Origin of the sequence: Veillonella caviae, from assembly GCF_003992125.1 — a bacterium.
Taxonomy (GTDB): Bacteria; Bacillota; Negativicutes; order Veillonellales; family Veillonellaceae; genus Veillonella; species Veillonella caviae.
Genome location: NZ_RQUY01000003.1, coordinates 52,754 through 66,190, shown reverse-complemented (window position 1 = coordinate 66,190; position 13,437 = coordinate 52,754). Strand labels below are relative to the sequence as shown.

General features: G+C 38.4%; 13 protein-coding genes, 1 tRNA gene and 1 other RNA gene. All 15 read right to left on the bottom strand.

The window, feature by feature from the left end; genetic code table 11:
- Positions 1-176 precede the first annotated feature (176 nt).
- The 15 genes from EO120_RS01970 to dnaG all read right to left on the bottom strand — a co-directional run bounded on the left by EO120_RS01970 (position 177) and on the right by dnaG (position 13,222).
- Positions 177-554: a hydrogenase expression/formation C-terminal domain-containing protein gene (locus tag EO120_RS01970; RefSeq protein WP_127133831.1), complete on the bottom strand. Its 378-nt coding sequence runs from the start codon at positions 552-554 to the stop codon at positions 177-179.
- 220 nt (positions 555-774) lie between these two features.
- Complete coding sequence (locus EO120_RS01965; protein ID WP_127133830.1) at positions 775-1,347, bottom strand: HyaD/HybD family hydrogenase maturation endopeptidase; 573 nt, start codon at positions 1,345-1,347, stop codon at positions 775-777.
- Complete coding sequence (gene cybH, locus EO120_RS01960; RefSeq protein WP_127133829.1) at positions 1,340-2,146, bottom strand: Ni/Fe-hydrogenase, b-type cytochrome subunit; 807 nt, start codon at positions 2,144-2,146, stop codon at positions 1,340-1,342. The genes EO120_RS01965 and cybH overlap by 8 nt, the downstream gene beginning before the upstream one ends.
- 11 nt (positions 2,147-2,157) lie before the next feature.
- Positions 2,158-4,059, bottom strand: coding sequence for a nickel-dependent hydrogenase large subunit (locus EO120_RS01955; protein ID WP_127133828.1), 1,902 nt, complete (start codon positions 4,057-4,059; stop codon positions 2,158-2,160).
- Positions 4,059-5,198 (bottom strand): hydrogenase small subunit, encoded by a 1,140-nt coding sequence (locus EO120_RS01950; protein WP_127133827.1) that lies wholly within the window; start codon positions 5,196-5,198, stop codon positions 4,059-4,061. The genes EO120_RS01955 and EO120_RS01950 overlap by 1 nt, the downstream gene beginning before the upstream one ends.
- A 399-nt stretch (positions 5,199-5,597) precedes the next feature.
- Complete coding sequence (locus tag EO120_RS01945; protein ID WP_127133826.1) at positions 5,598-5,930, bottom strand: thioredoxin family protein; 333 nt, start codon at positions 5,928-5,930, stop codon at positions 5,598-5,600.
- Between the two features lie 38 nt (positions 5,931-5,968).
- Positions 5,969-6,325, bottom strand: an RNA gene (gene rnpB / locus EO120_RS01940) — RNase P RNA component class A.
- A 54-nt stretch (positions 6,326-6,379) separates the two neighbouring features.
- Positions 6,380-7,492 carry a Nif3-like dinuclear metal center hexameric protein gene (locus EO120_RS01935; protein ID WP_127133825.1) on the bottom strand — a complete coding sequence of 371 codons (1,113 nt, stop codon included), beginning with the start codon at positions 7,490-7,492 and terminating at the stop codon, positions 6,380-6,382.
- A 10-nt stretch (positions 7,493-7,502) separates the two neighbouring features.
- Positions 7,503-8,273, bottom strand: a complete 771-nt coding sequence (locus EO120_RS01930; RefSeq protein ID WP_127133824.1) for a tRNA (adenine(22)-N(1))-methyltransferase — start codon at positions 8,271-8,273, stop codon at positions 7,503-7,505.
- 158 nt (positions 8,274-8,431) lie between these two features.
- A tRNA-Ile gene (locus EO120_RS01925) sits at positions 8,432-8,506 on the bottom strand.
- Positions 8,507-8,558: 52 nt separating this feature from the next.
- Positions 8,559-9,122, bottom strand: coding sequence for a GTP cyclohydrolase I FolE (gene folE, locus EO120_RS01920; RefSeq protein ID WP_127133823.1), 564 nt, complete (start codon positions 9,120-9,122; stop codon positions 8,559-8,561).
- Position 9,123: 1 nt separating this feature from the next.
- Positions 9,124-9,774, bottom strand: a complete 651-nt coding sequence (locus tag EO120_RS01915; RefSeq protein ID WP_241234848.1) for a radical SAM protein — start codon at positions 9,772-9,774, stop codon at positions 9,124-9,126.
- Entirely contained in the window at positions 9,761-10,099 is a 339-nt protein-coding gene (queD, locus tag EO120_RS01910) for a 6-carboxytetrahydropterin synthase QueD (protein WP_127133821.1), read from the bottom strand. The genes EO120_RS01915 and queD overlap by 14 nt, the downstream gene beginning before the upstream one ends.
- A 187-nt stretch (positions 10,100-10,286) precedes the next feature.
- Positions 10,287-11,444, bottom strand: a complete 1,158-nt coding sequence (rpoD, locus tag EO120_RS01905; RefSeq protein ID WP_127133820.1) for an RNA polymerase sigma factor RpoD — start codon at positions 11,442-11,444, stop codon at positions 10,287-10,289.
- A gap of 20 nt (positions 11,445-11,464) precedes the next feature.
- On the bottom strand, positions 11,465-13,222 hold the full coding sequence (gene dnaG / locus EO120_RS01900) for a DNA primase (RefSeq protein WP_127133819.1): 1,758 nt from the start codon (positions 13,220-13,222) through the stop codon (positions 11,465-11,467).
- Positions 13,223-13,437 lie beyond the last annotated feature (215 nt).

The following is a 13,437-nucleotide window of genomic DNA, read 5'->3' as shown; positions in this document are numbered from 1 at the left end:
TTATCCATCTCTTTTATCTATTATATTAGTACCAATTATTAATATACACATCTTTAATTTATGTAATTATAGACGAGTCATATTTTCATCTGATACACATAGTTACAAAACACGCTATTAACATATGTATGGTAGCATTCAAATGATAATAATTCTTGCAAAATGCAGGATTCTTCTTACAATCCCGCCGCATCAATCCAAGTAGTCAAATCGTCTTCGGCCATCATAATATCTTCGTCAAATGCACCTACCACATCAGGGTAACGAGATACTTCTACGGTGTGAAGAATTGAATCATCTCGACCATTTTTATAGGTACCTACCCAGATACCAGAGAATTGTGTTTCATACCATTCTACAGGTTGGTCTGTTTCATTGAAAGTAATAGTAATATGCCCACGACCTAATGTTTCTAGCACTTCTACTTGTTCTTCATCAGACAAACCCGTTTTTTCAATATATATGGAATAGGTTTCCCCTGTTTCACGCAATTGTTTCAATGCTTGGCGCAATTCGTTCAATACAGCTCGAACATTATTATAATTTTCTAACATGATTACCTCTTATATAGTATGTATCATTCCATACATACTATAGCCATAATCTAAGGAATACAATCCATTAGAACTACTATATGACTATATCAAATAAATATTACAAAATTCTTACGAACCCCTAACATATTTATCTAATCTAATAGACTAAACATATGTAATGACCTATATTCACCTTAATTAAGACCATTTAGGTTTTCATAAAACTCCATGATAGATTTTATTTAGGAGTACATGTTATGCCCCACGACTCTAAGGTACGCAGTACCCGTTCTTTCACATTAGGCAATGCCTTCGCTACCGGTTCACTCGGTTCAAATCCAACCTCAAGGGACAGTGGTTCTACACCGATTACCACCGCATCCTCTAACGGGTCTTCTTGAATAGCACGGATACGAAGAATATCTTGCATGCCTACTTCGTGCACAGAAATATGTTCCGTAAAATATGTTTCTAATTCTTTATGGGGAAATTCATAAACAGTCCCCGGCACCTCACCGCCATTGATGGCATCAACGAGAAGAATTTTTTTCATACCTCGCATATAGGTCAATAACTCCATCCCCATCGTACCTCCGTCAATAATACTAATGGCAGGAGTAAAAGTGTAATTCCGCTCTAAATCATTGACAACGTGAACGCCAAGACCTTCATCGGTAAGGAGAATATTGCCTACACCGAGGAGGACTACAGAATTGTCAGAATCATCATATAGGGCATTTAAATCAATACGCGGGCCCTCAGAGCCCGCGTATTCTACCCTACCGAAATTATCAGTAGTTATATTACTCATCTTGTAATTCCTTTTCTCGTGGATCATTAGGATCACTTGGACGATATGTAGTGAAAGATGGTTTATCAATACGTTCACCACGACGACGTTTACCATTAAGGTCTTCAATATCGATTGGATCATGAGCATAGTATTTCATACCAGAAACCATTGAAGATACTTCTCCCGATTCTTCCATTACGTCCTCTCTAAACGCCATATACACATGGATAATAGTAAAGAACAAGAAGCACCACGCGATGTAATGGTGGATGATATGTACATTATACTCGCCGCCCATTAAGGATATAACCGGTGCAAAAATAGTCCCCAATATGCCATTTGGTTCAATCATAGCATACATAGCAAAACCAGTGACAATTTCACAGAAAAACAACACATATACTGCAGCGTATGCGGTTCTTGCCAAAGAGTTGCGCAACCAGTGATGTTCATGTTTTTGAGGAATCATAAGGTAATGCAATGTGGTTTCTCTCAAACCATACCAATATCGTTTTTGGTTAAATCGAGGCAACAATCTGTCACCGCGGTTCCAGATAGCACCAGCAATACGGAAAATAAAAGAAAATGTTAAGATAAAACCTGCGTAGAAATGAATACGACGCATCATTTCCATAGAAAACCAACCATCGATAGCAAAAGTCGGTTCCACCTGCCCTGTAATAGCTGCAAATCCTGGATCGCCAATATACAAACCAGTCCAAAATAAGGCAGTTACACTAAGCACCATAGTCCAATGGAATATGCGTAGCCATAAACTAAATACGACATACGCCTTTTTATCAGTATGTATTAACATAGGTGCCCCCTTTATTTACACAATGCATCGGTATTAACAGAAACGATTTTCTCACCTTTTTTATTGTATAAATGAGTAGCACATGCCAAACATGGGTCAAAGGAATGGATAACTTTCAAAATTTCCAATGGCTTATCCGCTATTTTTACATTTGTATTAATCATAGCATCTTCGTATGCACCATGTTCATTGGCAGCAGTTTTTGGACATGCATTCCATGTAGAAGGCACAATACATTGATAGTTTGCGGAACGACCATCTTTGATATGAATCCAATGACCTAAGCCGCCACGAGGTGCATCTAAAATACCAACGCCTTTTGCCTCTGCTGGCCATGTATTAGGGTCAAATTTAGCAGTGTCTGCCACAGCAGTATCGCCATTTTTAATATTTGTTACCAACTTATTAAAGAAGTATTGGCTAATATTAGCTGCTACTTGTGCATCTAAACCACGGCATGCTGTACGACCTACCATCGTTGTCATCCAAACGTGAGCAGGTACACCGAGCACTTGACTTACTGTATCTATTTGGCGAACCATCATGGATTCCGCCCATGTCGGGTCAGTGATGATACCTTGTTTTACCTTAGTGTACACAACGATATATTTTGCCAACGGTCCCACTTCAGCAGTGTTGCCTTTGAAAGTTGGAGATTTGATCCAAGAATATTTATTATCTTCATCAAGGTATTCCCATTTTTCTTTTGTCCCTGTTTTAGGACCTGTGAATTGAGGTTCTGTAACACCATCGATAGGATGCAAGGTTTTATCACCAGTTGGATATGCGAACCAAGAATGATCCACTTCTTCACTAAGGTATTGGGGATCCATGAAATCTTTACCTTCTAATGGAACAAAGGTGGCTTTATCAACGCCAAGACCAAAGTTTTCAACTACACCATTAGAACGAACGATAACCTTTTTATGGTAATCACCATCGGTAATACCACTGTACGGTTCATCTGGGTAATCTCCATAGGACATAACGCGTTTTTTCGCAAGGCCTCCTCCGTCGACCATACCTTTTTCAACGTAAATTTTGCCGATAGCGAGCAAATCTGGCAAGTAGAAATAGTTAACTAAATCTTTTGCCAATGCAATGGATTGCTCCACAGCAGCTAAACGTTGTGTATTCACAGGGGCATTCATATCATCCATAGAAATGGAACATGGCATACCACCTACGATGTAATGTGGATGTGGGTTTTTACCTCCAAATACTACGTGAGGCACTACGATGTCACGTTGGCGATCCAAGATATTCAAATAATGTGCTACGGCCATCAAATGTACTTCTGGTGGCAATAATTCATAGTCGGGATGGTCCCACCATTGTGCAGAAAAAATTCCTAATTGGCCGGATTCAACGATTTTTTTAACCTTTTGTTGAACTGCTGTATAGTATGCAGTAGTAGCTTTTGGAAATTCCTTTGGATATGCAGAATCAGTAGATTGTGTTTCTTCTGGTTCCAATCCAACTACATTATACGTAGCCAATGCATCATTTTGCAATTGTGCTGTTTTAGCAGGGTCTGCATTCAATGCTGCCACAGGGCTTACCCAATCAAGAGCATGCAAATGATAAAAATGGACAATATGGTCATGTACGTCCAAAGAGCTATGCATAATATTACGGATATAGTTTGCATTTTTAGGAATTTGAATACCCAATGCATCTTCTACTGCACGCAATGCTGCTAGTGCATGAGTTGTAGTGCATACACCACAAATACGTTGCACAAATGCCCACAAATCACGAGGGTCGCGGTTTTTCGCAACCAGTTCGATGCCGCGCCATGCGGTACCGGATGATAAAGCGTCTTCCACTTTACCAGTGGCTTCGTCCACTTTAATTTCTACTCGTAAATGTCCTTCAATACGAGAGATTGGATCTACTACTACACGTTTCATTAATGACGTCCTCCATTATTATGCTTAGCTTCATCCCACAATCCTTGTTCTTTCAAGCGTTTTTCCTCTTGAATATCATTGTATTTATTACGCGCAAGGGTTGCTGCACCATGGACAATAACTGCACCAGTTGCTGTGAAAGCTGCCACAGTACCTACTGTGTCAGCCGTTGTAATTGTATTAGCTAATGGAATGTCTGGTAAGCGTTTATAGAATACGTCATTATCCCAAAATCCTTTTTCAGAACAGCCAATACAGCCGTGACCGGATTGGATAGGATAGGATAAACCATTCCACCAACGTAAATTACCACAAGAGTTGTAAGTTTGAGGTCCACGGCAACCTACTTTGTATAGGCACCAACCTGCTTTAGATGCATCATCATCGAATTTTTCTACAAATAAGCCGGAATCGAAAAATGCGCGACGATAGCATGTATCGTGAATGCGGTTACCATAAAACTGTTTAGGTCGACCTTGAGAGTCTAATGGAGGAATTTGACCAAATAATGCATAGTGCATAACTACGCCAGTCATAACCTCTGGAATTGGAGGGCAGCCAGGCACTTTAATAATTGGTTTACCAGATACAACACTGGATACAGACACTGTATTCGTTGGATTTGGTTTTGCCGCTTGGATACCACCCCAAGATGCGCAGGAGCCATATTCGATGATAGCCGCTGCACCCTTAGCACATTCTTTAAGGGACTCTTTGAAAGTACGGCCACCTACGGTACAGTAAACACCATCGTCATCAAGTGGCACTCCACCTTCAACAGCTAAAATGTATTTACCTGATTTCTCAGTAATGATTTTGTGAAGATGCTCTTCTAATGGTTCGCCAGAAGCAGCAGCCAATGTATCATCATACTCTAAAGAAATCATATTTAAAATTACATCAGATGTAAATGGCGACGAAGAACGAATAAAAGCTTCACTACAACCAGTACATTCATGACCATGAAGCCAAATCACCGTTGGCAATTCTGTAGTTTCAGCAGCTTTTACCACTGAGTCTAGCATAGTTGGTGGCAAGCCTAAAATTGCGGTCAACGCAATGCAAGACTTCATAAATGTACGTCGACTTAGACGTCTTTCTTGGAAGAGCGTCCATAAACTGTTCACACGATTTTTCACGGAATACAGCCTCCTTACAACAACTTTGGAGTAATTTATATCACTACTTAAACTACATAATAACTACTATCGTATCAATATATTATATCATTTTATATTGTATAAGACCACACTAAACGCATCCCCCTGTATAGAATATTTTTATATAGACATGTATCTACTAGTATAAATATAGCTTGTTGTAATATACATATCATTACTTAAAATGATAACTAGCAACAACAAAAATAAAATACTAGACCTAATATTGTATTGCACCATTGCAATCTACATAAGATCTAGTATTCTTAAATATGCTTTTGTATTAATTATATAGTGAAAATCTAAATTTACTACACAGTCACAAAGCCAATGCATATATATAAGTCAAATATAAACATCCATGATTGTAAAACTATTTTACTTAATAACTTCCTTAATCAAAGATTCTAATACGTCTGCTTTTTTATAACCTGCTAATCGATCAAGTAGTTTGCCGTCCTTAAAAAATACCATGGAAGGAATGCCTTCTACATCTTCTTTTAATAAAATAGGACGCAATGTTTTATCTTCCGCATCAACACTGAAAAATTTTACTTTACCATCTAATTTTTCAGCTACTGCTTCTACTTCTGGGCGCATTACTGTACAAGGTTCACACCAGCCTGCCCAAAAATCTACAATAACTAATTCCTTGGAACCGAGTACTAATTGATCAAATTCTTCTACGCTTGTAATCGCAGTAATAGCCATTAAGTTCTCCTTTATATATGGAATGTATCATTAATAGAATAAGAAGCAAGCAATCATTAAGCCGAGTTCTGTTCCGCTTGCGCGGTGACGATTATCTTTCTAGGCGTACAGTCGCCTGCACGCTCGAGCGACACAACCCGAAAGGTAGGCGGGACCACCCTTAACCCTTTTCTATTCGGTCTTGCTCCGGATGGGGTTTACCAAGCCAGCCTGTTACCAGACTGCTGGTGAGCTCTTACCTCACCTTTCCACCCTTACCACTCATGTGGCGGTTTCCTTTTCTATGGCACTTTCCCTAAGGTCACCCTCGCCAGACGTTATCTGGCATCCTGCCCTATGGAGCTCGGACTTTCCTCGAATCCAATGGACTCGCAACCGTCTTTCATACTTGCTTCAATTTAGTTTATCATAGCTCACGGATAGTATGCAAGGAAAAGAAATCTTCTTACTCACGGAACTGTAAAAAAGAAGTCTTCTTGCTCATGGAACGGTAGAATTTGAATGTTCCACGCTTGCAATTCTGCTTGTTCCAAAAGATATTGGGCTAAACCATCTGCTACAATTTCTTCAGTTCCAAAATGACCTGCATCAACGATGAATACGCCTAGCTCTTTTGCCAATTGTGCATCATGGTACTTCACATCGCCTGTGATATATGCATCTGCCACAGTAGCTTGTTTCAAAAAACTCGCTCCTGCACCAGAACAAAGAGCGATAGTCTTAATAAGCTCTTTTTTAACACCGCCAAAACGCAATTGGCTATGAGGTAAACATTCTTGTACATAGTCACAGAATACATCAACATCCATAGCCTCTGGCAATATCCCAACACGGCCTAATGTACGTCCACATCCAGGTTCCGCCAAAGCCACCACATCATATGCTACTTCTTCGTAAGGATGTACCTCTTTCATAGCCATTAGAACTTGTGATAACATTTTCTCCTCAACAATGACTTGTACAGCTACCTCTTGAACCACTTCTAAGGTACCAATATTACCAATGGTAGGATTAGCATTAGCGTTGCCTTTAAAACGACCTTCCCCAACATAACTAAAACTGCAACAATCATAATTACCAATACGTCCTGCACCAGCTTCAGCCATAGCAGACCGAACAGCGGCTGCAGAGCTTTCAGGAACGAAAGTAGTTATTTTATACATCATGTCAGAACCTAACGGAACAAAACCACGGATATCTTGTAAACCAAGACGTCGAGCTAACATGTCATTTAATCCACCATCAGCAATGTCTAAATTTGTATGTGCACTATATACCGCAATATTGTGTTTAATTAAACGCTCAATCATCGATCCTTGAACGGAATCAAGATTAATAGATTTCAATCCTTTGAAAATAAACGGATGATGACTGATGATCAGCTGTGCTTTCTCATGAATAGCAAAATCGATAACTTCTGGAGTTATATCTAAGGTAGTAATGACTTTATTTACAATGCCACCTACAGTCCCCACCATAAGCCCTACATTATCCCAAGATTCAGCGTAATGTTTCGGCGCCAATGTTTCTATAGTTTTTATAATATCATTAACAGTAATCATAAGACCTCCTTCAACGTAACGTCTCTAATTCTAGGATTTCCTTCTTAATAACTCGATATTTCTCTGTATGTGCTAACGACTCTGTCATACCATCTAAAGCACATTGTCGTTGATATATTAGATAGTCAATATAGTCTGTCCATAAATCCGGTTTCTCTGCAGCCAACAAAGCACCTACAGACCACAGAATAGAATTACAATCTAAATTATGATATATATCAGCAACCACTAGCATGCTAGAGTTTGTAGCATGCTCGGCACCACTATATATCTCTTCTTTAATATATCCATATTGACTGAGCACATTTTGGCGCACCGCTAAAAATGCAGTATATAATTTACCCATATCACGGACGATGATTTCCTTAACGATTTCATATCCATTGGCAACCATATATTGACGCAATTCGGCTTGTCCATTTTGTGGTTGTAATACATAAAATTCTAGAAGCTCCGGACCGGATTTCACAATATTACGCATTAAAAATCCACCCATACCACAACAAATGGCGCCGTTTAATTCACCTTTTTCGGTCATCTTAAGACCATCCCCTAAGCGACAGTCAATAACATGACTAAGTCCACAGCTGTCCACATAAGACTTAGCTGATTCCAATGGACCTTTATGCACATCCCCTGCAACAACGCGTTTGGCTTTACCTCGAGAGATGAGTTCTACAGCTAAGTAGCCGTGATCTGTGCCTATATCTGCAATAGAATCTGCAGTAGGCACTATAGAAAAGACCGCTTCTAAACGATTCATCATAATTTTCGGTTTCATAATTACCTCGTATACTATCTAATAGTTATATCATATACATATAAAGGCGTATTAACGCAGATAATTTCCTTATAGAACAGGCTCATAAGATATATTGTCCTTATTATAACAAAAAACCTGCCCCCAAGGAGCAGGTTTAATCCATATTGATACAAGTTTGGTGGGCCCACCTGGGATCGAACCAGGGACCGACCGGTTATGAGCCGGTTGCTCTACCCCTGAGCTATAGGCCCATAGTTAGTAACTTGCTCAATTATTATACTGTATATCGATGGGTTTCGTCAATTACGATTGCATCATTAATATAAATCGTTGAATCATAGCATCATCATTAAATACACCTTTAGTGGCTAAAGTTGTAGTCTTACTGTCCGTAGATTTAATGCCTCGCGCACTCATACAACTATGAGAAGCTGTAATATGTACGATAACATCATTAGACCCAGTAGCCAAGGAAATAACCTCAGCAATATCTTCACCAATTTTCTCTTGTAATTGCAGTCGTTTACAACACATTTCAGCAATGCGAGGAATTTTGGACAAGCCAATCACTTGCCCTTTTGGAATATACCCAACAGAAACACTCATATCATACATTAAGGCCATATGATGCTCACAATGTGAAAAACAAGTAATATCTTTCACTACTACCATTTGGTTCGTATCTACCGCAAAGGTTTTTCCAAACATATTCGCAATATCTTGATTTGTATATTGGATACCTTCGTATATTTCAGACATCATTTGAGCTACCCGTTTCGGCGTTTCTACCAGACCTTCACGATTAGGGTCTTCACCTAATGCTTCTAGCAATTGGTATACTAAACTTTCAATTTTTTCGGTATCCATATTACACTCCTTTCGCATTAGGGTCCCAAATAAATTTATGAATTTGCAATTGGAACCGAACGTCTTGTAAATTGTATGCTTGCATATAATCAATAATAGTAGAGCCTTCTATACGCCCCCATACTGGAGATACATAAATTTGCCCCTTCGTAGGATATGTAACGATAACGCGACGCATAGCATCTAAATCCTCTAAAGAGCCAACTACAAACTTTATAATATCTCGTTCAGTAGCCACTTTAAATATATCTACATCAACATATTCCTCTGCCAATGATGACGGCGTTTTATAGTCATAAGTAAACCATGTATTAGGCCTATGAAAGCTAGGCACAATAGTCCCATTCGTTTCAATATTTATATCGTAGTTTTCATTGCGCTTTGCCAATTCATCAATGAGCTCAATTACTTCTACTTCTTGCAACAGTGGTTCGCCTCCAGTAATGGTAATACGATAATTGCCTAATTCTTCAATTCGGTTTGCAACATCTTGTACATTGATATTTTCAAAAGTACTATTAGGTCCATAACTGTACAAAGTATCACAATAGGAGCAACGAATATTGCAATCATGAAGTCGTAAAAATGTAGTTAATAAACCTTGTCGGCGACCTTCTCCATCAATAGAGCTGAATAGTTCAACTACGTTCATAGATAGCCACATTTCCTTCCGATTCTTGCACTTCCACCTTGAAACATTTAGGCCCTAGTTGGTCTGCAATCCATTTTGCCATATTTTCTGCCGTAGGATTGATATCACCCATTACATCATTGATATGTTGGTGATCAAGGCGACCGTGAATTTTTTCTTTAATGATAGTGAAATCAATAACCATCCCATTATGATCTAATGTTTCACTACGCGCGTGAACAGTGACAATCCAATTATGTCCGTGTAAATGTTGACATTTGCTAGGGTAATCTAATGTTAATTGATGAGATGCACTAATTTCTAGGCGCTTTGTTACTGTATACATATAATCTCCCATATCCTTTAATACTATATCATCATATATTGTACTATTATATTAGCTAATATTTTATCAGTTTTCTATGAAAGTACTGTATCATCTATGATACATCTAAGACGAACAAAAAATCCAGTTCTCTACAGCAAACTATGGAGTATCTCCACAACAGGTATAGAGGACTGGATTAAATATCTTATAAGAAATCTTTAATTTTATCGCGTTTCCCACGATTGCGTAATTTCGTTAACGCTTTACCTTCGATTTGGCGGATACGTTCCCGTGTTACATTGAAATATTGACCTACCTCTTCCAATGTACGAGGTTTACCGTCTTTTAAACCGAAACGCAAAATGAGAACTTGCTGTTCTCGATCTGTCAAACATGTAAATACGTCCTCGATTTGTTCTTGCAACAAGATGTAGCTTGCCGCATCATCTGGAGCAATCGCATCTTGATCTTCGATGAAGTCCCCCAAATGGGAATCTTCCTCTTCACCGATTGGCGTTTCCAAAGATACAGGCTCTTGTGCAATTTTTTGAATTTCCCGAACACGTTCTACAGTAATCCCCATGCCTTCCGCAATTTCTTCTGGCAATGGTTCTCGCCCTTTATCTTGTAACAATTGACGAGAAATACGAATCAATTTATTGATTGTTTCCACCATATGAACAGGGATACGAATAGTTCTCGCTTGGTCCGCAATAGCACGCGTAATAGCTTGGCGAATCCACCATGTTGCATAAGTAGAAAATTTATAACCTTTTGTATAATCAAATTTATCTACTGCTTTAATAAGACCTAAATTACCTTCTTGAATCAAATCCAAGAAAAGCATGCCTCTACCAACATAGCGTTTAGCAATACTTACAACAAGGCGCAAATTCGCATCTACCAATTTCTTCTTAGCCTTTTTACTAAGCTGAATTTCTTTATATGTAGCATCCTCTTTAGCACCAGCTTCAATTTGTTTTGCTAATACGATTTCCTCATCTGCTGAAAGTAATGGTACACGACCGATTTCTTTCAAATACATACGAACTGGATCATCAATATTGACACCAGCGTCAATGCTAAGATCGATGGATATATTTTTTTCTGAAGACTCATCCTCATCATCTGTATCGTCTGAATCAAGATCATCCTCAACAGTTACATCTAAATCAGCCACTACATCGATATTGAGTTTACCAAAGGTCGTATAAATATCGTCTAATTGCTCTGCAGTTAGTTCAGCTTGCTCATGAAGAGCATCTGAAATTTCCGATTGTGTCAACACACCGTTTTTTCGGCCTTTTTCAAGAAGTTGTTCCACAATCTCCTCTATTTGACTTTTTTGTACTTTCTTAGCCACAACGCTCTCCTTTATTACTACTACTTAGACCATTCTCTAATTAGACTTTGTATTTCCTGACACTTATGTAATTCGCTAATAAATGTCGAATCTCCTGCACGTTTTAACTGATCCGCCATAATTGAATGCATTTTATATTGTTCTCGCAACGAATGAAGTCGTATCTTGCGGATAAGTACAGGCACTGCCTCTTTCACATCAAGCATCATAAGTCTCGTATAAATTTCATATTCTTCAGGTGTTAGCACCTCGCCAATAGACTCGCCTTGCATTTGACCTGATGTGATAAATAAGGTGTATATCTTTTCTATTATACCCCGATATTGAATATTTTGAAAGTCCTCTAAAGGCAAATAATTAACAATATCTTGTAATACCTTGTTATCATTAATGGCAAGGGCCATTAAATGATCTTCATCGCCTGATACAATTGTTTTCGGAACAGATTGTGATTCGCTAACTAATTCTATATTCCCTTTTCTGATGTAACTTCTAAAATATCTGTAGATAGTACTGTTGTCGAGCCATAATGGCAATGCTAACGCTTTTAATGCATCATCGCGAACTGTTTGATTATGAATATTGGCGATAAATGGAAATACTGCTTCCATAACCGCCTGTTTGCCTTCCGATTCATTGATATCATATTTAATTAATGATTCACTAAGCAAATAGTCAAAAGGCTTCACCGCACTATCAACGAGTTTTCTAAATGCTTCTGGCCCATGATTCCTAATATAATCATCAGGGTCTTTTCCATCTGGCATAGCTAAAACACGGACCTTAAAGTCCGTATTTTGCAATAGCTCAATAGCCCTAGTTGCAGCTTGACGTCCGGCACCATCCATATCATAAGCAAGGATGATTTCCTCTGCTTGACGCATTAAAATATGTCCATGGTCTTGCGTATAAGCAGTTCCCAAAGATGCCACTACATTGGTAATCCCTTTATTATGGGCAGAAATGACATCCATATAACCTTCTACAAGGATAGCTTGTTTCGACTCTCGTATGGACTTGTACGCCTTGTCAAAAGCAAATAGAATTTTACCTTTTTCAAAAATTTGCGATTCCGGCGAATTTAAATATTTCGGTGTACTGTCATCCATGACGCGACCGCCAAAACCAACGACCCGCCCCTTTCCATCCATAATAGGAAACATAATTCGATTGCGGAAAAAATCATACACTCCACCTTTATCATTTTTCCGAACCAAATTCAATTCTATAAGGATTGATTCTTCTATACCACGTTCTTTGAATGCCTTGTATAATCGATCCCACCCATCAGGGGCAAATCCTAATCTAAAATTATTAATGGTTTCATCCGTGAGACCTCGTTTTTTCAAATATTCAAGGCCTACCTTGCCCATAGATGTTTGGAGCAAACAATTGTGGAAAAATTTAGCTGCCAGTTCGGATGCTTCATATAATTTTTTACGATGTTCTTCACGAGCTCGCACCGCTGGAGACAATTTCGCCTCTGGCAAGGGAATATTAGCGCGATTGGCAAGTTTTTCTAAGGCCTCTACAAAGCTAATACCTTCTATTTCCATGAGGAATTTAATTGAATTCCCTGATGCATGACAACCAAAGCAGTAATAAAAACCTTTTTCTGGAGCTACGCTAAAGGACGGTGTTTTTTCATTATGAAAAGGACAGCAACCCCAATAATTTTTGCCCTTTTTCTTTAACGCTACGTGTTCTGATACGATAGATACGATATCATTGGCATCCTTTATTCGTTCGATTAACTCATTATCAAAATATCGGCTCATATCATAACACCTCCTTACGTTTTTATCGACTATACAACTATAGATGAATTAACGAGTACAACCTATAGCATTTCTAATATTAAAGATATTCATATTCCAACAATAAAATGCTAATAAACGCTCTTCTATAATTCTATATTCGATAAAACTCTGTAAAATCCTTTTTGTGGATAATCAATATATAAATAATGATTTTCCATTAATTGCAAATAAAT